We start from the raw sequence: 25,316 nt of genomic DNA, 5'->3' as shown, positions 1-25,316 counted from the left end.
GTCCCAGTGTTCTGGCCGCATGGTGACCGTCGCGAGTGATGGCATTGATCTGGCCCGTATCCTGACCGCGATGGACGAGCTCAAGGCGGACTGCGCCGCCTGTTTCGGGTTGTGCTGCGTGGCGCTGCCGTTCGCGAGGTCGGCGGACTTCGCGGCCACCAAGGACGCGGGCACGCCGTGCCGCAACCTGCTGGCCGATCACCGTTGCGGAATCCACGCGAAGCTGCGCACGTCCGGCTACGCCGGCTGCACCGTGTACGACTGCTTCGGTGCGGGTCAGCGGGTGTCGCAGACGGTGTTCGGAGGTGTCGACTGGCGCACCGCCGAGCGGCAGAAGATGTTCGACGTCTTCCCCGTCGTGCGGCAGCTGCACGAACTGCTCTGGTACCTCGCCGAAGCCCAGCGGCGCGACCCGCACGACGACCTCACCGCGGCGTACGCGGAGGTCGAGGGCTGCGCCTCGGCTGATCCGGACACCGTTCTCGCGCTGGACGTCGCCGAGATCCGCGCGAAGGTCGACGTCCTGCTGCTGCGCACGAGCGAACGGCTGCGGTCGAGTGCGAAGTCCTACCGCGGCGCGGACCTGATCGGGGCCCGGCTGCGCAACAAGAAGCTGGTCGACGCGGACCTGCGTGGCGCCTACCTGATCGGCGCGGACCTCACGGGTGCCGACCTGCGCGGTGCCGACCTGATCGGGGCGGACCTGCGGGGCGCGGACGTGTCGGGTGCGGACCTGAGCACGAGCCTGTTCCTGACGCAGATGCAGGTCAACGCCGCGCGCGGCAACGCCGGGACGAAGCTTCCCGCGGTGCTCACCCGGCCTGCTCACTGGGCGGAGCCGCGGAGACGGCGGTAGTCGCCACCGCACGACGCAACAGGAACCGAGGTGAGCGTGTCGCAGCGCAGGGCCCAGCTGCTCGACGCGGCGGTCAGGGTGATCGCGCAGGACGGGGTGCGCGGGCTGCGGGTGGACAAGCTCGCCGCCGAGGCCGGGGTGTCGACGGCGTTGATCTACTACCACTTCAAGGACCGGGCCGGCATCCTGCGCGCGGCGCTGGAGCACGTGAACCACCGCGCCGCCGAGTACACCGGCACGACCGCGCGGGACCCGCGTGAGGCGTTGCGGGAGCTGCTGCTGGCCGAGCTGCAGGACGTCGATGAGGTGCGGGAGAACAGCGTCGCGTGGGGTGAGCTGCGGGCCAGCGCGGTGTTCTGCGAGGAGCTGCGCGAGCCGCTGGAGCGCACGACCGGCGCGTGGAACGCCGACGTGGCCGAGCTGGTCCGCGCGGCCGGTGGCGAGGACGCGGATGCGGCGGCGGAGCGGCTCACCGCGCTGGTGGAGGGGCTCTGTGAACGGTGGCACAGCGGCTCGGTCAGCGTGGCGCGGGCGCGGGAGCTGGTGTCGGGGGCGATCGACCGGGAGCTCGGGGTGGAATAACACGAACGCGGCGACAGGCGCGGGGGTGGTGCGCGACCATCACAGGCGTGACCCTCCGCCACGCCTGGGTGTTGCCGGTGCTGCCCACCGCCGTCGTCGTCGCGCTCGCGGTGGTGCTCGTGCCCGTCGCGCGGTCCGCTCCGGCCGGTGACGTGTGGCTGCTGGGGGTGCTGATCGCCGCCGTCGTGCTGGCGGCGGTCGTGGCGGTGGGTGCGGGGCGGTTGTCCGGGGAGCCGGTGGACCGGCCGTGGCCGCTGGCCCTGGGCACGGGCGCGGTCACCGTCCTGACGCCGTTCGCGGTGACCGGTGTGCTCGGCGAACCGGCGCCGGCGCTCCTGGTCCTGCCGTGGTTGGTGTTCGGTCTGGGCGCCGGGTACTGGCAGCTGTCGCTGTGCGAGGGAGCGCGCTCACGATGGCTGCACGCGGGCATCGCCTTCGGCTACACGCTGGTGTTCACGGCGGTGTCGCTGGTGCTCGCGGTGCTGTCGGCGGGCCTGGTCGACTAACACGGGGCTGCTGTCGAAAGCGGTCTGAGACCGCTGTGCGGCAGGGTAATGTCCAGCCATGCGCGCCGTCGAGATCAGACCTGGGGTCAACATCCGGTGGGTCGAGGTTCCCGGCGCCTCACCCGCTCGCGTCTACCTGCACGGTCTCGGCGCGTCCTCCGCGCCCTACTACGCGGAGGCCGTCGCGCACCCGCTGCTGGCCGGCCGCCGCAGCCTGATGCTCGACCTGCTGGGCTTCGGCATCAGCGACCGCCCTGCCGGGTTCGCCTACTCGCTGGAGGGCCACGCCGACGCGCTCGCCGTGGCGCTGGCGAAGATCGGCCTGCGGCGCAGTGAGATCGTCGGGCACAGCATGGGTGGCGCGGTGGCGGTCGTGCTGGCCGCGCGGCACCCGGAGATGGTGCGTTCCCTCGTGCTCGTCGACCCCAACCTCGACCCGCTCGAGCCGTACCTCGGCGCGCTGGGCAGCCGCGGCATCGCCGCCTACGACGAGGCCGAGTTCCTCTCGCACGGCTACGAGCAGGTGCTCGCCGACGCCGGTCCCGAGTGGGCGGCGACGATGCGGCTGGCCGGGCGCGAGGCGCTGTACCGCAGCGCGGCCGGACTGGTGCGCGGCACGCACCCGACGATGCGCAGGCTGTTGCTGGAGCTGGAGATCCCCTGCGTCCTGCTGCACCCGGCCGACAGCCCACCGGCCGGTGCGCGGGAGCTGACGCAGGCCGGGGTGCAGCTGGTCGCGGTGCCCGGCACCGGGCACAACATCATGATCGACAACGTGGACGGCTTCGCGCGCGCCGTGGCGCAGCAGCGGCTGCTCGTCTGAGCAGGTTGCCAGCTGCTGGTAGTCAGCGGCGATTTGATCATGTGTTGGTGGTACTTGCAGACGCCTGGGCAGCAACGGCCGGGTGCTCAGTCGGGCAGGCCCAGCGCGTCCCACGCGGCGGCGACGGTGGCGGCGCGCAGCTCGTCCACCGGGGCGTCGGGGAACTGCATGGTGCAGTCCTGCATGCCGCCGAACGCGAGCACGGCGCGGGCCTCCTGTTCCAGCGTCGGGTGGTCGCCGAAGATGAGCCTGCTCAGGCGGGCGCGCCACGACAGCACGACGTCGATGAGGCCGAGCTCGGCGAGCGTGGTCATCTCGGTGAGCAGGAACAGCATGTCGGCGCGGTAGCGGTGGTGGAAGTCGAAGAACCCTTCCAGCAGCTCGCGCGGTGCGACGTCGGCGCGGCGTTCCATCTGTTCCAGGAAGCTCTGGCCGTCGTTGAGCAGCGGTTCGACGATGCTGCGGATCAGCTCCTCGCGTGAGGAGAAGTGGTAGTACAGCGCCGGTTTGGTGATGCCGAGGCGGTCGGCGATCTCCTGCAGGCTGGTCTGCTGCACGCCCTTGGCCGCGAAGAGCTCGCGGGCGGTCGTGAGGATGCGCTGCTTGGTGTCGGACGGTCGGGCCACGGGCGCAGCATAACTTGCTTAACGGTAGGTAAGCGGCGGTGCTAGCCTCACACCAGATCACTTACCGACCGTTAAGTAAGGGGGTGTGACGTGCGAGTTCTGGTTTCGGGGGCGAGCATCGCGGGTCCGGTGCTGGCGTACTGGCTCACGCGGTACGGGCACGAGGTGACGGTGGTGGAACGGTCACCGGTGCTGCGCAAGACCGGCGGGCACGCGGTCGACCTGTTCGCCCCGGCGATGGAGATCTCCGAGCGCATGGGCGTGCTGGAGCGCATCGAGTCGATGAAGACCGGCACCGAGCGGCTGACGTTCCTGCGCGAGGGCACGCGCCGGCCGATCAGCGGGGACGCGACGAAGCTGTTCGCGGCGGCGTCGGACCGGCACGTCGAGGTCATGCGCGACGACCTCAGCGAGGTCTACTACGACGCCACGCGCGCCGACGTCGAGTACGTCTTCGGCGACTCGATCACCTCGATCACCGAGGGGGACGTGACGTTCGAGGCCGGGGCACCGCGGCGGTTCGACCTGGTGATCGGCGCGGACGGGCTGCACTCGAACGTGCGGCGGCTGGTGTTCGGCGAGGTGGCGAAGCGGTTCACCGGCGCGTACCTGGCGGTGTTGTCGGTGCCGCGGGAGCTGGGCGTGCCGGGGGCGATGACCGGGCACATCGGGCCGGGGCGCAGTGCGGCGCTGTACGGGGCGCGGCACCTGGGCGACGCGCGGGCGGTGTTCCTGTTCCGCCGCGAGCGCGAGCTCGACTACCACCACCGCGACGTGGCGCGGCAGAAGCAGCTGCTGCGGGAGGCGTTCACGGGCCTGCACCCGGAGGTCGACTCGTGGCTGGGGCACCTGGACGGCGAGGGGGCGTTCTACTTCGACTCGATCACCCAGCTGCGCGAGGACACGTGGTCACGCGGGCGGGTGGGGCTGGTCGGTGACGCCGCCCACTGCCCCGGGCCCGCGGTCGGCGGGAGCACGAGCCTGGCGGTGCTGGGCGCGTACGTGCTGGCCGGGGAGCTCGCCGACGGCGACCACGTGGCGGGGTTCGCCCGCTACGAGCGGGAGATGCGCGGCGTGGTGCACGCGAGCCGGGAGTTCGCGCTCGGCATGGCCAGGACGCTGATCCCGCGGTCGCGGCTGGGGGTCACGGGGCTGGTGCGCGGCATGCAGGTGGCGACGTCGCTGCCGGTGTGGCTGGTGCGGCCGCTGGCCAAGCTCAACTCGAAGGGCGTGCGGCTGCACGACTCGATGGTCGTGCGCGACTACGGCTCTCAGGGCGCCGGTGTGCTGCCGGCGCACTGAGGGACCGCTTCGGTCAGCCGGTCAGAACTGCAGGCTCCACTTGTCGAGGAACCCGGTGTCCTGGGCGGCGTTGTCGTTCACCCGCAGCTGCCAGGTGCCGTTGGCGACCTCGCTGGAGGCGTTGACGGTGTAGGTGGTGTTGATGTTGTCCGTGCCGCCGCCGGAGCGGTTGTGCAGCACGTAGGCGGTGCCGTCCGGTGCGACCAGCTCGACGCGCAGGTCGCCCTGGTAGGTGTGCTTGATGTCGACGGCGACCTTGAGGGTCGACGGGGCGTTGCCCGCCACCTCCGACACCGCGATCGGGGAGTTGACCGTGGCGTTGTCCTTGATCTGGAAGTCCGTGGCGTTCTCGAAGTACTTGCCGGTCGGCGGGGGCGTGGTACCGCAGTACTGCGCCTCCTTGCCGATCGCCTCGTACGGGCAGTCCGCGCGTTCGAGCAGCTGCAGCACGGCCTCCTTGTTGCGGGAGGTCTGGGCCGGGATGACCTCGTCGGGCGGGTAGAAACCGCCGCCGCCGGCGCTGCCGGGGTACATCTCGAAGGTGTAGGCGAAGATGCCCTGCGTGCCCCACAGCCAGTCCGGGATGGACCCGTCGGTGATGTAGAGGTCGCTGGACTGCTCGGGCGTGTAGCCGTTGCTCTGCGCCATCGACTGGCCGATGGTGGCGAAGGTGTCGCGCTGGTCCTGGGTCAGGCCCGGTGCGATGTCGTCGTAGGTCCAGCCCCACGGCCACAGGATGAGCTCGCTGTAGGTGTGGAAGTCGATGGACGCGGTGATCTGCTGCTTGCCGCCGACGTTGCGGCCGCGCACGAAGTCGGCCACGACCTTGACCTCGGGCGCGGACTCCGCGCTCGGCCCGCGGTAGGTCTCACTGCCGGTGCTGCCCGACGACCCGCCGCAGCAGCCCCACTTGTAGGCCCAGTTGCGGTTGAGGTCGGTGCCGACGTTGCTGGAGCCGGCGTTGGGCTGGCGGTTCTTGCGCCACGACCGGTAGGTGCCGGTCGCGATGTCGTACTCGCCGCCGTCGGGGTTGACGTCCGGGATGATCCAGATCTCGCGGCTGTCGACGAGACCCTTGATCCGCGCGTCGGTGGCGTACTGGGTGGTGAACTGGGTGACCAGGTACAGCGCCATCTCGACGGTGAGGTGCTCACGGGCGTGCTGGTGGTGCGTGAACAGCACCTCCGGCTCGTTCTCGTCGGTGGTGACGTTGTCGCTGATCTTGAGAGCGATGATGTCGCGGTTCTCGTAGGACTTGCCGATGACCTGCTTGCTGATCAGGTTCGGGTAGGCGGCGACGGCGTTGTTGATCGCCGTCGTCATCTCGGCGTAGTTGTGGTAGTTCGAGTCCGCCGCGGGGAAGTCGAACGGCCCGATGGCGGAGCTCGCTTCCAGCCGCTTGGGCAGCTCGGTGACCTCGAACCCCTGCGCGCGCAGGTTCCTGACCTCACGACCGGTCGCGGTGACCACGACGATGCCGTGTTCCTCGACCGAGTCGATCGCCGCACCGGACTTGGCGACCTTGGTGCGCTGCTCAGCGGTGCGCACCCCGCTGACCTGGTAGTTCGTCGTCGTTTCGGCCTGGTCGGGGGCCGCGCCGGTGGGCACGCCGCCCATCGCGAAGCACACCGAGGCGGCGACGGTGACCCCGATCAGGGGTCTGAGATGGCTTTTTCGCATGCAGGGCAACCCTTTCGAACCACGGCAGGGACATGGCTCCGCAATGTGTAGTGCGTGTGAAGCCCCGCTGTCATCCCGCCATCCGTATGGCGCCACCTGGTGGAACGGGGCTGACCGTCAACCGAGGTGCTCGCCGCGACGGGGTGCGCCGCGCGCCGCGGGCAGCGCACCCCGTCCGAGGTCAGGCGGTGCGCGCGGCGGCCTCCCTGGCGGCCTGCTCGACGCGGGCGACGTGCGCGGGCCAGTCCTGGCCGTCGGGCAGGTTCGGCACGGCCGCGCGCAGGCCGGCGGTGCCGTCGAGGGTCTCGCGGACGATGTCGGCGTGGCCGCAGTGGCGGTTGGTCTCGGCGATCACGTGCACGAGCAGCAGGTGCAGGGTGACGTGCCTGCGGTCCTGCGGCCACCACGGCACGACACCGGGTGCGTCCAGGGGCAGCTCCTCGATGGAGCTGTCGGCGAACGCGGTGGCGCGGGCGTGCAGGGACAGGACGAACTCGCGGGACTCCTCGGCGGTGGCGAACATGTCCGCGTTCGGGTCGCCGTTGTCGATCCAGGGCAGGGTCTCGCCGAAGGGGCGGCCCATGCAGGCGCCGAAGTACTCCTGCTCCACGCCGGCGAGGTGCTTGACCAGGCCGAGCAGGTTGGTGCCGGTGGGGGTGAGCGGGCGGCGCACGTCGTACTCGGACAGGCCGTCGAGCTTCCACAGCAGGGCCTCGCGGGCTGCTTTGAGGTAGTGGTGCAGGTCTGCCTTGGGGTCACGGGACATGGGCGTCACCCTGCCATGATCGACAGGCGGTCCCCCGCGGGTCCGCCTGATGCGTGGTGAGGCGTTGCCGCAGGTCGCCGGGCTCGCTCCGGGGAACCTCCACGCGGACTGTGTTCACGGCTGACACACTGGGAACAATTGCGGAAAGTTTCATTCCGCGTTCGCGGGGAGGGGTGGAACTGGTGCTGGAGACGTCGGCCCGGCTGCTGAAGCTGCTGTCACTGCTGCAGTCCCCGCGCGACTGGACGGGTCCGGAGCTGGCGCGGCGGTTGCAGGTGACGACCAGGACGGTGCGCAACGACGTGGACCGGCTGCGCACCCTGGGCTACCCGGTGCACGCGACACCCGGGGTGACCGGCGGGTACCGGCTGGGCGCGGGAGCGAGCCTGCCGCCGTTGCTGCTCGACGACGACGAGGCGGTGGCGGTCGCGCTGAGCCTGAGCACGCAGGACTCCGAGACCGCGGACCGGGCGCTCAAGAAGCTGGAGCAGGTGCTGCCCTCCCGGTTGCGCCACCGGGTCTCGGCGGTGCGGGAGCACAGCACCGGCACGAGCGCGGAGCCGGACCCGGACGCGATGGTGACGATCGTCGACGCCTGCCGGGCACGGGAGCGGTTGCGGTTCGACTACGTGGCGTTCGACGGCACCGAGGACCGCCACGAGGTCGAGCCACACCGGCTGGTGCACGCGCGGGGCCGCTGGTACCTGGTGGCCTGGGACGTGGCGCGGCAGGACTGGCGCACGTTCCGCGCCGACCGGGTGCGGCCGCGGGTGCCGGCCGGGCCGCGGTTCACGCCGCGGGAGCTGCCGGACCTGGAGACCCACCTGGCCCAGGGCCTGGCCACGGCGGCGTGGCGGTGGCGCACGACGGTGCTGGTGCACGCGCCGGCGGCGGAGATCGCGGCGAGGGTGCCGGCGGCGCTGGTGGAGGCGGTGGACGAGCGCACGTGCCGGGTGACGGCCGGGTCGGACACCCCGCAGGTGCTGGCGGTGCACCTGGGAATGCTGGACGCGGAGTTCGAGGTGGACGGTCCGCCGGAGCTGGTTCAGCACCTGGGAAAGACGGCTGACAGGTTCCGCAACGCCGTCGATACTGCCGGGCATGGGTAAGAGCTACGAGCGCATCGAGCCGCGGCTGCGGGAGTTCATCGAGGACCAGAAGGTGTTCTTCGTGGCGACGGCGCCGCTGGCCGGGGACGGTCACGTGAACCTCTCGCCCAAGGGCCGCGCGGGCACGCTGCGCGTCCTCGACGACCGGACGGTGGCGTACCTGGACTTCGGCGGCAGCCACGCCGAGACGATCGCGCACGTGCGGGAGAACGGCCGGATCACGCTGATGTGGTGCGCGTTCGACGGGCCGCCCAACATCGTGCGCGTGCACGGCCGCGGCGAGGTCGTCTTCCGCGACGACGCGCGTTTCACCGAGCTGGTCACCGGCTTCGGCGACGCGGACGGGCCGGGGCTGCGTGCGGTCGTCGTGGTGCACGCGGAGCTGGTCAGCGACACCTGCGGGTTCGCCGTGCCGTTCATGGACTACCGCTGCGAGCGCACGCTGCACGCGGACTACTTCGGCCGCAAGTCCGACGAGGAGTTCCGCGAGTACACCGGCAAGAAACCGACGAACGTCGCGAGCATCGACGGCCTGCCCGCGGTGCCGCTGCCCCTGCCGCCGCGTTAGGACATCAGGAACCGGTCGAGCACGCGGGCACCGAACTCCAGGCCCTCGACGGGAACGCGTTCGTCGACACCGTGCGCCATGGCGCGGTAGTCGTACCCCTGCGCGGGCAGCAGCAGCGGCGCGAAGCCGTAGCAGTGGATGCCCAGCTTGCTGAACGCCTTGGCGTCGGTGCCGCCGCCCAGGCAGTACGGGACGACGACGGCGGAGGGGTCCTCGTCGCGCAGCGCCTCGGCCATGGCGGTGAACCAGGGTGTGTCGACCGGCGCCTCGACCGGTGCCTGGCTGTTGATCAGCTCCCTGGTCACGCCGGGGGCGAGCAGGGAGTCGATGGTGGCGAGGACCTCCTCGACGGTGCCGGGCAGGGTGCGCACGTCGAGCTCGGCGGTGGCGGTGCCGGGGATGACGTTGACCTTGTAGCCGGCGTCGAGCACGGTCGGGGTGGTCGAGCAGCGCACGGTGTTCTCGACGAGCTTGGCGGCCGGGCCCAGGCGGGCGACGGTGGCGTCGACGTCGTCGAGGTCGACCTCGACCCCCAGTGCCTTGCCCGCGCCGACCAGGAACGCCTCCGCGGTCGGGGTGAGCACGACGGGGTGGCGGTGGGCTGCGATGCGGGCGAGGGTGGTGACCAGGGCGGTGACGGCGTTGTCGGGGTTGCGCCGCGACCCGTGCCCGGCGCGGCCGGTGGCGGTGAGCCGCATGTGGGAGGTGCCGCGCTCGGCGGTGCCGACCGGGTACAGCCGCACGCCGTCGACGTCGTAGGAGAACGCCCCGGACTCGCTGATCGCGGCCTGCACCCCGGCGAAGTGGCCGGCGTGGTGCTCGACGAGCCAGTGCGCACCATAGGCGCCCAGGTCCTCCTCGTCGGCGACGAACGCGAGCACGACGTCGCGGCGGGGTCGGCGGCCCTCGGTGTGCCAGCGGTGCACCACGGCCAGCGTCATGGCGACCATGTCCTTCATGTCGACCGCGCCGCGGCCGTGGACGAACCCGTCGCGGATCTCGCCGCTGAACGGGTCGAAGCTCCACTCGGCGGGGTCGGCGGGCACCACGTCGAGGTGGGCCTGCACCAGGACGGCGGGCAGGGCGGGGTCGGTGCCGGGGATGCGGGCGAGCACGTTGGTGCGCCGCGGCGCGGGTTCGAGCAGCGTCGGCACCACGCCGCTGTCGTGCAGCACGGCCGCGACGTGCTCGGCGGCCTCGCGTTCGCCCCGGGACTCGCCGCCGCCGCGGTTGGTGGTGTCGAAGCGGATGAGCTGCGCACACAGCTGTGCCACGTCCAACGTCATGGGGCCACCGTAACCACAGGTGCCTCGTGAGAAGGTCACGGCACCCACGATCCGGGACGATCGCACGCACCGGGTGTGCGGCGGGGGTTCAGCCGTAGATGCCCTCGATCGCCCCGGCGGCCACGTGCGTGACGACCTTGAACGCCTTCATCGCCTCGGTCATCGACACCGCGTCGAACCCGACCCGCCGCACCCCGACGAGCTCGACGGTCGGCACGACCGCGGCGGCGTCGGCCAGGTGGGTGGCGTCGAACTCCACCTCGACGCGATGCGCCGCCACGGCACCGCGGTCACGCCCGGCGCGTGCCATCGACAGCGTCGCCGCCTCGGTGATGCGGGAGTGGGCCACCGCGGGCGGCAGGCACACCGCGGCGTAGCGCGACACGCACTCCTTCACGGCCACGAGCTGCGCTCCGGGCGCGTAGGCGCGGGCGTCGGCGCAGGTGCGGTCGTCGCCGGTGACCATGAGCACCGGCACCCCGTGCTCGGCGGCCAGTGCGGCGTTGAGCAGGCCCTCGGAGGCCAGGACGCCGTCGAGCCACACACCGGTGACGGAGTTCTCCAGGTAGGTGTGGGCCAGCACCCCGGTGTCGCCCGCGGCGGCGTGGTAGCCCAGGAACACCACCCCGTCCACGCCCGAGTCGACGCCCTGCATCATCGACAGCGGCTTGTGGCGGCCGGTGAGCAGCCGCGCGGCCGGGTGCAGCTCCTCCAGCAGCAGGTTGCGCTGCGAGGAGTGGGCCTCGTTGACGAGCACGTCGGTCGCGCCGCCGGCGACAAGGCCCTCGACGCAGGCGTTGACGTCGCCGGTGAACAGCCGCCGGAACCGCTGCCACGGCTCGGTGCCGGGAACGACGTCACCGGTCCAGGTGACGCCGGTGGCGCCTTCCATGTCTGCCGAGATCATGATCCGCACATCTGGGTAACGTAGCGGCGGGCGGCTGGGGAGAGGGGTATTTCGTGCGGGTGAAGTTGTGCGCGTTGGTCGCTGCCGCGACCGTCCTGGGGGCCACGACACCGGCGGCGGTGGCGCAGCAGCCGACGATCCTGAAGGTCGCGATCGTGCAGCAGATCGACTCGCTGAACCCGTTCCTGGCGGTGTTCCAGTCGAGCACCGAGGTCAACCGGCTGATGTACGACTACCTCACCGCCTACGCCGCCGAGGACCAGCGCGTGACCGAGGGGATCGCCAGCCGGTGGGAGACCTCGGCGGACAAGCTCACCTGGACCTTCACGGTGCCCGAGGGCAAGAGGTGGAGCGACGGGCAGCCGATCACCGCCCACGACGTCGCGTTCACCTACACCCTGATGCTGACCGACGAGGCCGCGCGCACCGCCAACGGCAGCTTCGTCGCGAACTTCGAGTCCGTCACCGCCACCGACGACCGCACCGTGGTCATCAGGACCAAGGCACCGCAGGTGACGATGCTGGCGCTGGACATCCCGATCGTGCCCCGGCACGTGTGGGAGGAGGTGACCGGCGTCAAGGACTACGCCAACGACCGGATGCCCGTCGTCGGGTCGGGGCCGTTCGTGCTGACCGAGCACGTGGCCGGGCAGTTCATCAAGCTCAAGGCCAACAAGGACCACTGGCGGGGCGCACCGAAGTACGACGAGCTGCACTTCGTGTACTTCCAGAACTCCGACGCCGCGGTGCAGGCACTGGGCAAGGGCGAGGTCGACCTGGTCAACCGGATGGCACCGGCCCAGTTCGACTCGCTGGCCGGCCGGCAGGGCGTGACGCGCAACAAGGCGCAGGGCCGCCGGTTCACCGAGCTGCTGATCAACCCCGGCGCCGCCACCCGCTCGGGTGAACCGATCGGCGACGGCAACCCGGCGCTGCGCGACGTGCGGGTGCGGCGGGCCATCGCGCAGGCCGTCGACATGGACGCGCTGGTCTCCCGGGTGAACCTCGGCTACGCCGAGCGCGGTGCGGGCCTGGTGCCACCGGTGTTCGCCAAGTGGCACTGGCAACCGAGCGAGCAGGAACGCCGCAGGTACGACCCGGCCGCGGCCAACGCCGCCCTCGACGCCGCCGGTGTCGCGCGCAAAGCCGACGGGACCCGGTTGGCGCTGCGGCTGATGGGCCGGGCCGGACGCGCCTACGACGAACAGGCCTCGGAGTACCTGAAGCGGTCGCTGGGCGAGGTCGGGATCGCACTGGACGTGCGGCTGGTGTCGGACAACCAGCTCAACGAGGCCACCACGGCCGGCACCTACGACCTGGCGTTCTCCGGCTGGGCCACCAACGTCGACCCCGACTTCGTGCTGAGCCTGCACACCTGCGGGCAGCGCCCCGGCGCGGACGGCAAGGGCGGCACCACCGACGCCTACTTCTGCGACGAGACCTACGACCGGCTCTACGCCCGCCAGCTCTCGGAGTTCGACGAGTCCAAGCGGATCGAGCTGGTCAAGCAGATGCAGGCCCGCTTCTACGACCAGGTGCCCGCGGTCGTGCTCGCCTACGACAACGCCCTGGAGGCCTACCGGTCCGACCACGTCGCCCGCTTCACCACGCAACCGGCGCAGGGCGGCGTGATCATGGCGCAGAACGGCGTGTGGGGCTACTACGGCGCCGAACCCGCCGACCGGGCGGCGACGACGGCGACGGTGAGCCGCACGGCACTGGTCATCGGCGGCGTGGTGCTGCTGGGGCTGGTCGTGGTGGTGGTCGCCGTGGTGGCGCGGCGGCGGGCGACGGTGGGGGAGCGCGAATAGCGTGCGGCTGCTCGGTCGGCTCGGCGGTGCTGCGCTGAGCCTGGTGATGGTGGCGGTGCTGGGGTTCTTCCTGTTCCGCGTGGTGCCCGGCGACCCGGTGGTGTCGATGACGCGCGGACGGCCGACGACCGCGGCGATGCAGGCCGAGCTGCGCGCGCAGTTCGGCCTGGACCGGCCGCTGCTGGAACAGTTCTGGACCTACTTCACCGGGTTGCTGCGCGGTGAGCTGGGCACGTCGTTCACGTTCCGCCGGCCGGTGGCCGACGTGATCGCCGAACGCCTGGGCCCGACGCTGCTGCTGGTCGGCACCGGCACGCTCATCGCGGTGCTGCTGGGCCTGTGGCTGGGCATCCGGGCGGCGTGGAAGCGCGACACGGCGTTCGACCGGGTGACGACCGGGGTGTCGCTGACGCTGTGGGCCGTGCCGACGTTCTGGCTCGGCATGCTGCTCATGATGGCCACCGGCGACCTGTTCCCCTCCCGCGGCATGCGCGACACCGACACCGCACCCGACTTCCTGTCCCAGGCACTGGACGTCGGGCACCACCTGGTGCTGCCGTCGCTCACGCTGGTCGCGGTCGTGGCGGCGGAGTACATGCTGGTGATGCGCTCGTCGCTGCTGGAGGAGATGCACGCGCCCTACCTGACCACGGCGCGGGCCAAGGGGCTGCGCGACGACCTGGTGCGCCGCCGCCACGCGGTGCCCAACGCGGTGCTGCCGGCGATCACGCTGGTGTTCCTGCGGTTCGGACTGGTGGTCGGCGGGGCGATCACGACGGAGACGGTGTTCTCCTGGCCGGGGCTGGGGCTGTTGTTCTACGACGCGCTGACCGGACCGGACTACTTCCTGCTGCAGGGGCTGCTGGTGGTGACGGCGGGCGGGGTCGTGGTGATGAACCTGCTGGCCGACCTGCTGCACGGCGTGCTGGACCCACGGGTGAAGGTCGTATGAGGGTGATGCTGTCCCACCGCTCGGGTGTCGCGGGCGCGGTGGTGCTGCTGGTCGCGGCGGTGGTGGCGGTGCTCGCGCCGTGGCTGGTGCCGGCGGAGGCGCTGGACGTGACGCGGGTCAGCGCACGGGCCTGGCAGCCACCGGACGCGGCCGCGTGGCTGGGCACCGACCACACCGGCCGCAGCGTGGCCGCCCTGGTCGTCTCCGGTGCGGGCACGTCGTTGTTCGTCGGGCTGACCGCGGCGGTGCTGTCGGTGGGCATCGGCACGCTGGTGGGCATCACCAGCGGGCACTTCGGCGGGCTGGTGTCGGGGGCATTGCTGCGGGTCACGGACTTCTTCCTGGTGCTGCCGGCACTGGTGCTCGCGATCGCGCTGTCCACGGTGCTGCCGCGCGGGCTGGGCACGATCGTGCTGGCCATCGGGCTGACGAGCTGGCCCTCGACGGCGCGGATGGTGCGGGCGCAGACCCTGACGATCGAGGCGCGGCCGTTCGTGGAACGCGCCCGCGCCCTGGGCGGCGGGCACCTGCACGTGATCGGCCGGCACGTGCTGCCCTCGGTGGTACCGCTGGTGCTGGTGAACACGACGCTGGCGGTGGCGTCCTCGATCGTGGCGGAGTCGACGCTGGCGTTCCTCGGGCTGGGCGACCCGACCCGGATCTCGTGGGGCGCGATGCTGCACCAGGCGCAGCTGCACGGCGCGGTGCCGCAGCGGGCGTGGTGGTTCCTGTTGCCGCCGGGAGTGGCGATCGTCGTGGTGGTGCTGGCGTTCACGCTGGTCGGCCGCGCCCTGGAAGCCGTTGTGACACCGAAGAGGTGACCTGGTGCTGGAGCTGAAGAACCTCACCGTCCACTACGGACCCAAGCGGGTCGTCGACGACGTGAGCCTCACCCTGGCCGCCGGGCGGACGCTGGGCCTGGCGGGGGAGTCGGGGTCGGGCAAGTCGACGCTGGCGATGTCGGTGCTGCGGCTGCTGCCCAAGACCGCGCGGGTCGAGGGCGAGGTGCTGCTCGACGGCGAGGACGTCGCGGCGATGTCGTGGGGCCGGCTGCGAGCGGTGCGGTGGGCATCGGCGTCGGTGGTGTTCCAGGGGGCGATGCACTCGCTGAACCCGGTGCGCCGCGTCGGCGAGCAGATCGCCGAACCGATGCGCCTGCACCACACGCCCGGCAACGTCCGGGAGCTGCTGGAACAGGTCGAGCTGCCGGCCGGCAAAGCCCGCGCCTACCCGCACGAGCTCTCCGGCGGGCAGAAGCAGCGGGTGATGATCGCGATGGCGCTGGCGTGCTCACCGCGGCTGGTGATCGCCGACGAACCGACCACCGCACTCGACGTCGTGGTGCAGGCCCAGGTGCTGGCACTGGTCACACGGCTGGTCACCGAGCAGGACCTGAGCCTGCTGATGATCAGCCACGACCTGTCGGTGCTCGCGCAGACCTGCGAGGACCTGGCGGTCATGCACCGCGGCGCGCTCGTGGAACGCGGCGGCACCCGCACGGTGATCGCGAACCCGCGCCACCCGCACACCGCGGCGCTCGCGGCGGCGTTCCCGGTCATCGGCGACCCCGCCCACCGCTGGACCGAGCCCGCGGAAGACCCCCCGCGGCCACTGCTGCAGGTGCGCGACCTGCGCGTGGACTACGGCCGGACCCGCGCGGTCGACGGCGTCGACCTGGAGGTCGGCCACGGGGAGATCGTGGCGCTGGTGGGGCAGTCCGGCTCCGGCAAGACGACTCTGGCCCGCGCCATCATGGGCCTGCGGGCACCGTCCTGCGGCACGGTGGTCTTCGACGGCGCCGAGGTGCCCCGCTCGGGCCGGGCGCTCAAGGCGTTCCGCCGCCAGGTGCAGCTCGTGCTCCAAGACCCCGCCAGCGCCCTGAACCCCCGCCACACCGTCTACGCCGCCGTCGCGGAGGGACTGCGCGTGCACGGCCTGGCCGACGACGAACACGCACAGGTCACAACCGCCGTCGAACGAGCCGAGCTGCGGCCCGCGACGGTGTACCTCGACGCCGTGCCGCACGAGCTGTCCGGCGGCCAGCAGCAACGGGTGGTGATCGCCGGCGCCCTGGTGCTGCAACCCCGCCTGCTGGTGGCCGACGAACCGGTCGCCTCCCTGGACGCCTCGGTGCGCGGCGAGATCGTGGCGCTGTTGCTGCGGCTGCGCCGCGAGCTGGGCCTCGCTTCCCTGATCATCACCCACGACCTCGGGCTGGCGTGGCAGATCGCCGACCGGGTCGCGGTGATGCACCAGGGCAAGATCGTCGAACAGGGCCCGGTCGAGCAGGTGCTGCTCAACCCCGAACACGACTACACCCGCACCCTGGTCCGCGCGGTACCGCGCATCTGAGGTGCTGCACCGCCCCCGCCGAGATCGGCAGGGGCGGTGTGGACCGCTGCGACCGCACCCACCGGCGGCCGCGGGTACAAGCCGCCGATCAGCTGTTCGTGCCCCACGATCCGCCCAACCTCCAGCGCGAGCAGCGCCCGCTGCCGCATCGCGGCGGCCTCCCGCCCGCCGACCTGCCCGGACCCGGCACCCCACCACCACGACCGGTGCTCCTTCCCGGCACCGCACACCCACCGGGCCGGAACCGGCATTGGTCCGAACAGGCCGACTACCGGTGCAAAGCGGTGATGGTGTGTATCCGAACGCCCGCGTGCGATCTCCTTCCGATCGGTCGGGGACCAGAACCCAACGAGCGGAGACCACGCGCATGAGACCCACCCTCACGGTCGGCACCGCACTGGTGACCACCGTGGCCTTGGCCCTGCCCGCGCACGCGGCCACCGGCAACCTGCCCGGCGGCACCAGCATCGGCGTCACCATCACCAGCCCCGCACCCGGCACCCTGGTAGTACCGGGCCCCGTCACCGTCACCGGCAAGGCCACCATCGGCACCGGCGTCGCGATCGTCGACACCGCGCTGACCTACGTCCTGGACGTGTCCGGCTCCACCGCCTCACCCGTGGCCGCCGGCTGCGGCGGAGACCACAACGGCGACGGCCAGCCCAACACCGTCCTGGACTGCGAGGTCGCCGCAGCCAAGGCCCTGCACGCCAAGGCCGCCGTCCCCAACACCGTCGTGGGCAGCGTCGGCGCCGCCGTGTTCGGCACCGACGGCACGCCGGTCGACGTCAGCCCCGCCGCCGGCGAGCAGAAGACCGCCGCCCCCGCCGCCGACACCAACGGCAACGGCACCCCCGACGTCATCGAGGCGGTGACCACCGCCCGCTACGGCGGCGTCGGCCTGTTCACCGACCACAGCTTCCCCAGCGGCACCAACTACACCGCCGCGCTGACCGCCGGACTCGCCTCCGCCACCGCCGCACCGCAGCAGCGCAAGCTCATGGTGTTCCTGTCCGACGGCGCCGGTGCCGGCTCCGTCGACGCCCAGCTGCAGCAAGCCGTCGCCGCCGGCATCACGATCTACACCTTCGCCGTGTCCAACGGCGTCGCCTGCGACCTCGCCGGCTCGCAGAGCTCGTTGCGCAAGATCGCCGAGACCACCGGCGGCACCTGCACCGAGGTCCCCGACGTCTCCCAGCTGCCCGACCTCGTCCCCGGCGTGATCGCCTCCAAGCTCACCCAGCTCACGCTCACCGTCGACGGCGGCGCCGACCTGCCCGTCACCGCCATCACCCCGGCCCTGCCCCAGGACGGCCCCGCCACCGTCGACTACACCGTCGACACCCCGGCGCTGACCGCGGGCACCCACCAGCTGTGCGTCACCGCCCGCGGCACCGACGGCGGGGGACCGGGCAGCGTCACCGAATGCACCACCGTGCGCGTCAACGCCCCACCCGTCGTGCTGCCCGGCGGCCCCTACGCCGGCCAGGAAGGCACCGACGTCACCCTCGCCGGCACCGTCACCGACCCCGACGGCCCCTCGCTGACCACCTCCTGGACCGCCACCCCGCAGTCCGGTGTCGACGCGGGCGCCACCTGCACCTTCGCCGACCCCACCGCCCAGACCACCACGGTCAGGTGCACCGATGACGGCGTGTGGACCCTGCGGCTGACCGCCGACGACGGCCTCAACCCGGCCGTCTCCACGACCACGACGCTCACCCTGACCAACGTCGCCCCGAACACCACCCTCACCGCCGACAAGACCCTCGCCACCCGCGGCACCACCGTGAACTTCACCGCACCGTTCACCGACATCGCCGCCAACGACACCCACACCTGCACCTTCGACTACGTCGACGGCGGCGCGCCGGAGAACGGCACCGTCAACCACAGCGCCAAGACCTGCACCGGCTCACACGCCTTCACCACCCTGGGCGTGCACAACGTCCTGGTGACCGTCACCGACGACGACGGCGGCTCCGCCACCGCGGTGCTCACCGTCGTCATCTACCTGCGCGGCGAAGCATGGGCCCTCTCGGCCAGCGGCCTGATCACCGTCGCCAAGACCCCGCACGCCACGTGCCCGCCCAACGAGGACAAGACCATCGCCACGGTCAACGTCCTGGGCCTGGCGTCGGTCAACGCCCTGCACGCCGACTGCACCCTCGACCCCACCACCGGCCGCACCCGGGCCAACGCACGCGTCGAAGGCGCCACGCTGCTCGGCGGCGCCATCCAGCTCAACGCCGTCGAAGCCTCCTGCACCAGCGACTCGAGCGGCATCACCGGCACCTCCAAGGTCGGCAGCCTCAACGGCCAGCCGATCGGCTCCGCACCCGCCACCATCGGCATCCCCGGCGTCGCCACCGTCCACCTCAACGAAACGACCACCGGCCCCGGCGGTCAGCTGACCCAGACCGCCGTGCGCGTGCAGACGCTGCTCGGCCAGCAGATCGTCATCAGCGCGTGCCGCCTGGGCTGATCAGGCCAGCGCCCGCAGGATGATCCGCTCCACCACGCGCGTCTTGGCGTCGGCGTAGTCCTGGACCCGGTCCCAGGTCCGCCCCGCCAAGACGCGCTTGGTCCGCTCGTACTCCTCCCGGTCCGCCGGGTGGGAACGCAGCCGGTCGCGGAACACCAGCATCCGGTCGACCTCCTCACAGGCGGGGGAGAACACGTGCAGGTTCACGTCCGGCCCGTGGTCGCGCAACAACCGGTGCTCGTACCAGCCGTGCTCCCGCAACCGCAGGTAATAGCCCGCCGCCACCAACGCCGGCACATAGGCGTCCTCGTCGTTCGAGTCCGCCACCACCAGCAGAACATCGATCAACGGCTTGGCCGCCAGCCCCGGCACCGACGTCGACCCCACGTGCTCCAGCCGCAGCACCGCCGCCCCCAGCGCACCCCGGATCCGCCGCGCCTCCCGCTCGTACCAGCCCGGCCAGTCCGGGTTGTAGTCCTCCAGCACGACCTGCCCCGACCCCACCGGCGACTCCGTCACGAACTCCACGTCGTCCGACGGCAACCGCCACGCCACGTACGCGCGTTCCAGGATCTCCAGCACGACCTCGTTCTTCGCCGCCGCGTATTCGCGCACCCGCTCCCACTGCCGCCCGGCGAGCTCCCGCTTCACCCGCGCGTACAGCGCACGGTCCTCGTCGTTCACGCGCAACCAGTCGCGGAACACCCGATGCCGCCGCACCTGCGCACACCCCCGCGCGAACACGTGCAAGTTCACGTTCGTGTCCGGCCCCTTGAGGATGCGGTGGTGGTGCCAGTCGTCCTCCCGCACCACCACCCGATACCCCACGGCCTCCAACGCCGGCACGTACGACGCCTCATCCGCCGCGTCCGCCACCACCAGCATCAGGTCGACCACCGGCTTCGCGCACAACCCCGGCACCGACGTCGACCCCACGTGCTCCAGCTCCGCACCCGGCACCGCCCCCAGCACCCGCGCACGCTCCCGCTCGAACAACCCCGGCCACGCGCAGTCGTACTCCACGAGCTCGACGTCCACGACACACCCCCTCGTAGGCAGTCGGCCAGAATATCAACCCCCGAACAGGTCACCCACCGCATCAACCCGCGCCAGCACCTCATCCGCCGTGAACACCAGGTCCTCCACCACCCGGCACTCCTCGACCTCGTCCCACGTCACCGGCGCCGACACCGTCGGCCGCTCCCGCGCCCGCAACGAGTACGGCGCCACCGTCGTCTTCGCCGGGTTGTTCTGCGACCAGTCGATCAGCACCTTCCCGGTGCGCTGCGCCTTCGCCATCGTCGACACGACCAGCTCCGGGAACTCCCTCGCCAACCGCCGCGCCACCCCCTTCGCGTACTCCGACGTGTCCTTCGCCGGCGCGTACGCGTACACCTGCATCCCCTTGTTGCCCGACGTCTTCGCCCACGAGTCCACACCGTCGTCGTCCAGCACCGTCCGCACCAGCTCCGCCACCCGGCAGCACTCCACCACCGTCGCCGGCGCCCCCGGATCCAGGTCGAACACCAGCAGGTCCGGATCCCGCTTCCCACCCCGCGGACCCACCGTCCACTGCGGCACGTGCAACTCCAACGCCGCCAGGTTCGCCAGCCACACCACCGTCGCCAACTCGTCGACCAGCACGTAGTTGACCGTCTCGTTGCCCTTCGTGCTGCCCGGCGACTCCAACCGCACCGTCCGCACCCACTCAGGACGGTGCTGCGGCGCGTTCTTCTCGAAGAACCACTTCCCGTCCACCCCGTTCGGGAACCGCTTCAACGTCACCGGCCGGTCCTTCAGGTGGGGGAGCAGCACCGGCGCGACCCGCGTGTAGTAGTCGATCACCTCACCCTTGGCGAACCCGAACCCCGGGTACAACACCTTGTCCAGGTTCGTCAGCTTCAGCACCCGGCCCTCGACCCGCACCGACACCTCACCGCTCACCCCGCGTCACCTCCCCGGGCGTCTTGTCCGGCCGCAACCCCCGCCACGCCGGGAACCGCATCCGCCCGTCCGGTGTCCACTGCCGGAACACCACCTCCGCCACCAGCTCCGGCTCCACCCACTTCGCGCCCCTGGACCTCTCCCTCGGCATCTCCGTCACGAACGGAGACGACCTGCGCGCCAACGCCTTCAACCGCGGCGTCAGCACCGCCAGCTCCGCGTCGCTGAACCCCGTGCCCACCGACCCCGCGAACGCCAGCCCGCCGTCCTGCGGAATACCCAGCAACAACGCACCGATCACCCCCGCACGCTTGCCCTCACCCATCCGCCAGCCCCCGATCACCACCTCCTGCGCCATCAGATCGGTGATCTTGCGCCACACCGGCGACCGCAACCCCGGCTGGTACACCGAGTCCAGCCGCTTCGCCACCACACCCTCCAGACCCTGCTCCCGGCTCGCCGCCAGCACCGCCGCCCCATCGGCGTCGTACGACGGGGGAGTGAGCCAGTTGGGCCCCCTCAGCTCCAGCTCCCGCAGCAACTCACGGCGCTGCCGAAAAGGCAACGACATCAACGACCGGCCATCCAGGTGCAACAGGTCGAACACCAACAACGTCACCGGGTACTGCCGCGCCGCCCGCCGCGCCGCATCCGACTTGCTCACGTGCATCCGGTTCTGCAACGCGCTGAAACTCGGCCGCCCGTCCCGCAACGCCACGATCTCCCCGTCCAGCAACGCCTCCGTCGACCCCAGCTGCGCACCCACCGCCTGCAGCTCCGGATACGCCACCGTGATGTCGTTGCCCAACCGCGACCACGCCTGCACCCGGCCACCCTCGACCCGCAGGATCGCCCGGACACCGTCCCACTTGAACTCGTACGCCCACTCGTCATCATCATCAGCAGGCAACGGACCCGGAACCGCCAGCATCGGCTTCACCTGCTCGGGCAACACCTGCCAGTCCGGCCGCGCATTCGCGTACCGCCGCTTCACCATCCAGTTCTTCCCGTCCCCACCTGACCGGAAGAACACGAACTGACCCTCGACCCGACCCCCGCGCAGGACCACGTCCACCTCGCGGTCCGACCACTTCACCGTCTCGTACCGGCCCCGGTCCCAGATGACCATCGACCCGCCGCCGTACTCACCCCTCGGGATCTCACCCGAGAACTCCGCGTACTCCAGCGGGTGGTCCTCCGTGCGCACCGCCAGCCGCACCACATCCGTCGTCGGCGGCAACCCCTTCGGCACCGCCCACGACACCAGCACCCCACCCCGCTCCAACCGCACATCCCAATGCAGGCTCGACGCGTGGTGCTCCTGAACCACAAACGTGTCCCCGTCACCACGGGGGAGAACCGCAGCACCCGGCACGGGCTCCGGCGTCCTGGCCGGATCCCGCTTGCGCCGGTACTCGTCGAGCCCGGCCATCTACGCCGACGAAGCCTTCTTCTTCGGAGCGGCCTTCTTCGCCGACGCACCCTTGCGCCCGGCCTTCGCCTTCTCCACACTCCGCTCCAAAGCCGTCATCAGGTCGATCACATCGCCCTTGTCCTCCGACTCCGGCTGCTCGGGCAACTCCGCACCCTCCGCCTTCGCCGCGATGACCTTCTCCAGAGCATCCCGGTAGTCATCGGTGAACGAGCCCGGATCGAAGTCACCCGCCATCGACTCCACCAACGACGTCGCCATCCTCAACTCCTGCGGACGCACCTCCACGTCCTGCTCCAAGAAGTCGAACTCCGCCCTGCGGATCTCATCCGGCCACAACATCGTGTGCAACACCAGCACGTCATCACGCGCCCGGATCGTCGCCAGCGTCTCCTTCTGCCGGATCGTGATCTTCACGACCGCCAGCTGACCCGTCTTCACCAACGCATCCCGCAACAACACGTACGGCCGCGCCGCCGCCTTGTCCGGCTCCAGGTAGTACGTCTTCTGGAAGTAGATCGGATCGATCTCCTCCGCCGGCACGAACTCCAGCACCTCGATCGACTTGTCGGTCCTCACCGGCAACTTCTCGAAGTCCTCGTTCTCCATGACCACCATCCGGCCGTCGTCCAGCTCATAGCCCTTGGTGATCTCGCCGTACTCCACCTCGTTGCCGCACACCGAACACACACGCTTGTACTTGATGCGCCCGCCGTCCTCACGGTGCACCTGGTTAAAACGGAAGTCGTGCTCCTCGACAGCCGTGTAGAGGCGCACGGCGATCGTCACCAACCCGAAGGAGATGGCCCCACGCCACACGGATCTCATTCCCACTGAGTACCCCTGAAATGCGGTTTTCGCACCACCACGTCACCCACACGGCCCACCCCACCGGCACCAGGGCAACCCCGACCCACCGAGGCTCCCGCACACCGGTCGAACCCCACTACATGTCCCGCAACGCCCGATACGTCCTATTGCTCGCCACCGCCGCACGCCGCTCCCGCGCCGTCGCCTCGATGTAGTTCTGACTCGTCGCCAAACTCGCATGCCCCAGCAACGCCATGATCTCGCTCGCCGACGCCCCGTCCTCCGCCAACCGCGTCGCGAACGTGTGCCGCAACGCGTGCAGGTTCGCCCCCGTCGGCACCCGGTCGTGCAACCCCGCCCACCGGAAACACGACTTCACCAGGTACTCCAACCCACCCCGCCCGATCGGCTCACCATGCCGATCCCGCAACAACGCACTGTCCCGGTCGAACCGCCCCTGCGGAAACCGCCGCCGGCAACTCGCCAGGTACGCCTCCACGATCCGCTCCATCGGCGGCTCGATCGGCACCGACCGGTCCCGGTTCCCCTTGCCCTTCACGTGCAACCGCCGATCACCCTCCCGCCCCACGACGCTCGCCAGCGTCAACGTCCGCATCTCCGCACTGCGCAACCCCGCCACCAACCCCAGCGCGATCACCAGCACGTCCCGCTCCGGCCACGGGTCACGCCCCTTGCGCGCCCCCTCCGCGGCCGCCGTCAGCAACTGCTCGGGCGTGTCCTCACCCCGCAACGGCTTGGGCACCAGGGGAGGGGTCTTCGGCCGCGCCACCGCACCCATCGGGTTGCCCGCGATCAGGTCCTCGGCCACGCAGAACGTGAGGAACTGGTTCCACGTCGACCAGGCCCGCAGCACGGAGCTCTTGGCGTGCGTGTCCGCGAACAACCCGAAAGCGTGACGCAGGTTGGCGCCCGTGAGGTCCTGCACGACGAGGTCCTCGACGGGGGAGGAGAGGGTCTCGGCCAGGAGTGCGGTCACGCCGGCGAGATCCCGCTGGTAGGCCGCGGTGGTGTGCGGCGAGTCCTTGCGGGTCCGGCGGGCGAGGAAGAAGGCGTCCTGCGCGGCGAGCACGTGCATATGGATCTTGTACCGCACAGCACCGACAATTCCGCGTTCTGTGCTGGATAATGGCGATTATGCATCAAATGTCCGTTTCGCCGGACTCCGGCGGCGGGCGGTGGCACGGTCGGTGGCGCCGGAGTTCCTCGGGGAGCCCGCGTCACGATTCACCGGTTCGCGCGTCTCTTCCACAACCAGTCGATGCCGACCGCGCTCCGGCATCGCCGAGGTTCGAGGTTCAGGCGTCTGCAGGGGTGTCCGCCGACCTGCCCGTGGGCGACACCCGCAGACGCACCTGAGGACGGTCCGGCGCGACGGCCTGGGATTCGGGTCCTTCTGGACGATCTCCGCAGGTCGCCGTTTCGCCGATAATCTACATTATGTCAAGTAACGCGGATCCGGTGCTGCTGGAGCCCTCCTCCGGGGTTCGCGCGCCTGCCTTGCGCCGCGTTGCGTTCGCCGGGCGCTGACGCTCGGTTCGCGTGTCGGTTCGTCGTTCTGCGTCGGGACGCGCGTCGCTGTTGCCGCTTGGTGAAGGTGGCGCTTCGGTGACCGCGCTGCGGCCGCTCGCCGACGCTCGCCTGCTTTCGTCACCGTGGCGTTAGCTCCCCTGGTCAGATGATCTTGTCAGGGGTGCTTGCCACACTCGGTGCATGCGATTTGCGATGTACGTGCCGTGTTTCGGTCCGGAGCTGGGTGACCCGGCTGAGCTCGTGTCGCTGGCGGTGGCCGCCGAGGAGGCGGGGTGGGACGGGTTCTTCCTGTGGGACCACGTGGTGGTGCCGGACGAGCCGGTGGTGGCGGACGTGTGGGTGGTGCTGGGTGCGGTGGCGGCGCGGACGTCGTCGATCCGGTTGGGGCCGGTGGTGACGTCGTTGGGGCGGCGGCGGCCGTGGAAGGTGGCGCTGGAGGCGTCGACGGTGCAGCGGTTGTCGGGTGGGCGGTTGGTGCTGGGGGTGGGTGCGGGGACGCCGCAGGACTTCTCCCCCTTCGGTGAGGTGGTGTCGCGGGCGGAGGCGATGTCGGAGGGCGTGGGGTTGGTGCGGGCGTTGTTGTCGGGTGAGGTGGTGGATCACCGGGGTGCGTTGTTCCGTGCGGAGGGTGTGCGGTTCGCGCCGGTGGAGGTGCCGATCTGGGTGGGTGGGGTGTGGCCTCGGGAGGTGCCGTTCCGTGCGGCGGCGTTGGCGGACGGGGTGGTGCCGGCGGTGTTCGGTGGGTCGGGGTTGGCGGTGGTCTCCCCCGCTGATGCGGCGCGGATCAAGGCGGAGTTCGTGGCGTCGGGTGGGCCGGTCGGGGGTGATCTGGTGATCTGGGGTCCGGGGTTGTCGGATGTGGGTGCGTATGAGGAGGCGGGGGTGACGTGGGTGCTGACTGATGGTGGTGCGCGGGATGTGGCGGGGTTGCGGGAGTTCGTGGTGGCCGGTCCCCCGCGGTAGGTGTG

The 25,316-nt window shown here is 71.0% G+C and carries 24 protein-coding genes; 13 read left to right on the top strand and 11 right to left on the bottom strand.

Going from position 1 to position 25,316, the window contains the following annotated elements; translation table 11 throughout:
- The first annotated feature begins 70 nt into the window (after positions 1 to 70).
- From AB0A63_RS22625 to AB0A63_RS22610, 4 genes are read left to right on the top strand one after another with little or no spacing between them, the layout of a single operon-like run.
- Complete coding sequence (locus tag AB0A63_RS22625) at positions 71 to 856, top strand: pentapeptide repeat-containing protein (protein ID WP_360394571.1); 786 nt, start codon at positions 71 to 73, stop codon at positions 854 to 856.
- A 30-nt stretch (positions 857 to 886) separates the two neighbouring features.
- Positions 887 to 1,438, top strand: coding sequence for a helix-turn-helix domain-containing protein (locus AB0A63_RS22620; protein WP_360394568.1), 552 nt, complete (start codon positions 887 to 889; stop codon positions 1,436 to 1,438).
- A gap of 47 nt (positions 1,439 to 1,485) precedes the next feature.
- Positions 1,486 to 1,944 carry a hypothetical protein gene (locus AB0A63_RS22615; protein WP_360394565.1) on the top strand — a complete coding sequence of 153 codons (459 nt, stop codon included), beginning with the start codon at positions 1,486 to 1,488 and terminating at the stop codon, positions 1,942 to 1,944.
- Positions 1,945 to 2,002: 58 nt separating this feature from the next.
- Positions 2,003 to 2,767 (top strand): alpha/beta hydrolase, encoded by a 765-nt coding sequence (locus tag AB0A63_RS22610; RefSeq protein ID WP_360394562.1) that lies wholly within the window; start codon positions 2,003 to 2,005, stop codon positions 2,765 to 2,767.
- An 86-nt stretch (positions 2,768 to 2,853) separates the two neighbouring features.
- On the opposite strand, the gene AB0A63_RS22605 is transcribed toward AB0A63_RS22610, so the two are convergent.
- Entirely contained in the window at positions 2,854 to 3,393 is a 540-nt protein-coding gene (locus AB0A63_RS22605) for a helix-turn-helix domain-containing protein (protein ID WP_360394559.1), read from the bottom strand.
- Between the two features lie 90 nt (positions 3,394 to 3,483).
- On the opposite strand from AB0A63_RS22605, the gene AB0A63_RS22600 reads away from it, so the two are divergent.
- On the top strand, positions 3,484 to 4,695 hold the full coding sequence (locus AB0A63_RS22600) for an FAD-dependent monooxygenase (RefSeq protein WP_360394556.1): 1,212 nt from the start codon (positions 3,484 to 3,486) through the stop codon (positions 4,693 to 4,695).
- A 21-nt stretch (positions 4,696 to 4,716) separates the two neighbouring features.
- Here AB0A63_RS22600 and AB0A63_RS22595 read toward each other — a convergent pair whose 3' ends face one another.
- Entirely contained in the window at positions 4,717 to 6,375 is a 1,659-nt protein-coding gene (locus tag AB0A63_RS22595; RefSeq protein WP_360394554.1) for a M14 family metallopeptidase, read from the bottom strand.
- A gap of 181 nt (positions 6,376 to 6,556) precedes the next feature.
- Complete coding sequence (locus AB0A63_RS22590) at positions 6,557 to 7,141, bottom strand: DinB family protein (protein ID WP_360394551.1); 585 nt, start codon at positions 7,139 to 7,141, stop codon at positions 6,557 to 6,559.
- Positions 7,142 to 7,323: 182 nt separating this feature from the next.
- On the opposite strand from AB0A63_RS22590, the gene AB0A63_RS22585 reads away from it, so the two are divergent.
- Positions 7,324 to 8,250 carry a WYL domain-containing protein gene (locus AB0A63_RS22585; protein WP_360394856.1) on the top strand — a complete coding sequence of 309 codons (927 nt, stop codon included), beginning with the start codon at positions 7,324 to 7,326 and terminating at the stop codon, positions 8,248 to 8,250.
- The gene (locus AB0A63_RS22580; protein WP_360394549.1) at positions 8,243 to 8,818 is read left to right on the top strand and encodes a pyridoxamine 5'-phosphate oxidase family protein; all 576 of its coding nucleotides are present in this window, start codon (positions 8,243 to 8,245) and stop codon (positions 8,816 to 8,818) included. Before AB0A63_RS22585 ends, AB0A63_RS22580 begins: the two co-directional genes overlap by 8 nt.
- Here the strand turns inward: AB0A63_RS22580 and AB0A63_RS22575 are convergent.
- Together AB0A63_RS22575 and AB0A63_RS22570 are read right to left on the bottom strand one after the other, a co-directional pair.
- Entirely contained in the window at positions 8,815 to 10,104 is a 1,290-nt protein-coding gene (locus AB0A63_RS22575; protein ID WP_360394546.1) for a M20/M25/M40 family metallo-hydrolase, read from the bottom strand. The genes AB0A63_RS22580 and AB0A63_RS22575 overlap by 4 nt on opposite strands.
- Positions 10,105 to 10,192: 88 nt before the next feature.
- Positions 10,193 to 11,020: a M55 family metallopeptidase gene (locus tag AB0A63_RS22570; RefSeq protein ID WP_360394543.1), complete on the bottom strand. Its 828-nt coding sequence runs from the start codon at positions 11,018 to 11,020 to the stop codon at positions 10,193 to 10,195.
- A gap of 44 nt (positions 11,021 to 11,064) precedes the next feature.
- On the opposite strand from AB0A63_RS22570, the gene AB0A63_RS22565 reads away from it, so the two are divergent.
- Genes AB0A63_RS22565 through AB0A63_RS22550 form a run of 4 tightly spaced genes read left to right on the top strand, consistent with a single transcriptional unit; the run spans position 11,065 to position 16,126 of the window.
- Complete coding sequence (locus tag AB0A63_RS22565; RefSeq protein ID WP_360394540.1) at positions 11,065 to 12,822, top strand: ABC transporter substrate-binding protein; 1,758 nt, start codon at positions 11,065 to 11,067, stop codon at positions 12,820 to 12,822.
- 1 nt (position 12,823) lies between these two features.
- Positions 12,824 to 13,774 carry an ABC transporter permease gene (locus AB0A63_RS22560; RefSeq protein WP_360394538.1) on the top strand — a complete coding sequence of 317 codons (951 nt, stop codon included), beginning with the start codon at positions 12,824 to 12,826 and terminating at the stop codon, positions 13,772 to 13,774.
- Positions 13,771 to 14,595, top strand: coding sequence for an ABC transporter permease (locus tag AB0A63_RS22555; protein ID WP_360394535.1), 825 nt, complete (start codon positions 13,771 to 13,773; stop codon positions 14,593 to 14,595). Before AB0A63_RS22560 ends, AB0A63_RS22555 begins: the two co-directional genes overlap by 4 nt.
- 4 nt (positions 14,596 to 14,599) lie before the next feature.
- Positions 14,600 to 16,126: an ABC transporter ATP-binding protein gene (locus AB0A63_RS22550; protein WP_360394532.1), complete on the top strand. Its 1,527-nt coding sequence runs from the start codon at positions 14,600 to 14,602 to the stop codon at positions 16,124 to 16,126.
- On the opposite strand, the gene AB0A63_RS22545 is transcribed toward AB0A63_RS22550, so the two are convergent.
- Complete coding sequence (locus tag AB0A63_RS22545) at positions 16,087 to 16,377, bottom strand: hypothetical protein (protein ID WP_360394530.1); 291 nt, start codon at positions 16,375 to 16,377, stop codon at positions 16,087 to 16,089. The genes AB0A63_RS22550 and AB0A63_RS22545 overlap by 40 nt on opposite strands.
- Before the next feature lie 116 nt (positions 16,378 to 16,493).
- On the opposite strand from AB0A63_RS22545, the gene AB0A63_RS22540 reads away from it, so the two are divergent.
- Positions 16,494 to 18,611 (top strand): choice-of-anchor P family protein, encoded by a 2,118-nt coding sequence (locus AB0A63_RS22540; RefSeq protein WP_360394527.1) that lies wholly within the window; start codon positions 16,494 to 16,496, stop codon positions 18,609 to 18,611.
- Here AB0A63_RS22540 and AB0A63_RS22535 read toward each other — a convergent pair whose 3' ends face one another.
- The 5 genes from AB0A63_RS22535 to AB0A63_RS22515 form a co-directional block, all read right to left on the bottom strand.
- Positions 18,612 to 19,649 (bottom strand): GrpB family protein, encoded by a 1,038-nt coding sequence (locus AB0A63_RS22535; protein ID WP_360394524.1) that lies wholly within the window; start codon positions 19,647 to 19,649, stop codon positions 18,612 to 18,614.
- Between the two features lie 33 nt (positions 19,650 to 19,682).
- Positions 19,683 to 20,555, bottom strand: coding sequence for a non-homologous end-joining DNA ligase (gene ligD, locus AB0A63_RS22530; RefSeq protein ID WP_360394522.1), 873 nt, complete (start codon positions 20,553 to 20,555; stop codon positions 19,683 to 19,685).
- Positions 20,545 to 21,987, bottom strand: coding sequence for a non-homologous end-joining DNA ligase (gene ligD / locus AB0A63_RS22525; RefSeq protein ID WP_360394519.1), 1,443 nt, complete (start codon positions 21,985 to 21,987; stop codon positions 20,545 to 20,547). The genes ligD (AB0A63_RS22530) and ligD (AB0A63_RS22525) overlap by 11 nt, the downstream gene beginning before the upstream one ends.
- Positions 21,988 to 22,815 (bottom strand): Ku protein, encoded by an 828-nt coding sequence (locus AB0A63_RS22520; protein ID WP_360394517.1) that lies wholly within the window; start codon positions 22,813 to 22,815, stop codon positions 21,988 to 21,990.
- A gap of 118 nt (positions 22,816 to 22,933) precedes the next feature.
- Positions 22,934 to 23,911 (bottom strand): tyrosine-type recombinase/integrase, encoded by a 978-nt coding sequence (locus AB0A63_RS22515; RefSeq protein ID WP_360394514.1) that lies wholly within the window; start codon positions 23,909 to 23,911, stop codon positions 22,934 to 22,936.
- A gap of 617 nt (positions 23,912 to 24,528) precedes the next feature.
- On the opposite strand from AB0A63_RS22515, the gene AB0A63_RS22510 reads away from it, so the two are divergent.
- Entirely contained in the window at positions 24,529 to 25,311 is a 783-nt protein-coding gene (locus tag AB0A63_RS22510; RefSeq protein WP_360394512.1) for an LLM class flavin-dependent oxidoreductase, read from the top strand.
- Positions 25,312 to 25,316 lie beyond the last annotated feature (5 nt).

It is taken from the genome of Lentzea sp. NPDC042327, from assembly GCF_040647275.1.
In the GTDB taxonomy this organism is placed as follows: domain Bacteria; phylum Actinomycetota; class Actinomycetes; order Mycobacteriales; family Pseudonocardiaceae; genus Lentzea.
The sequence above is the reverse complement of the archived record's forward strand: the minus strand, read 5'-3'. Positions and strand labels throughout refer to the sequence as shown.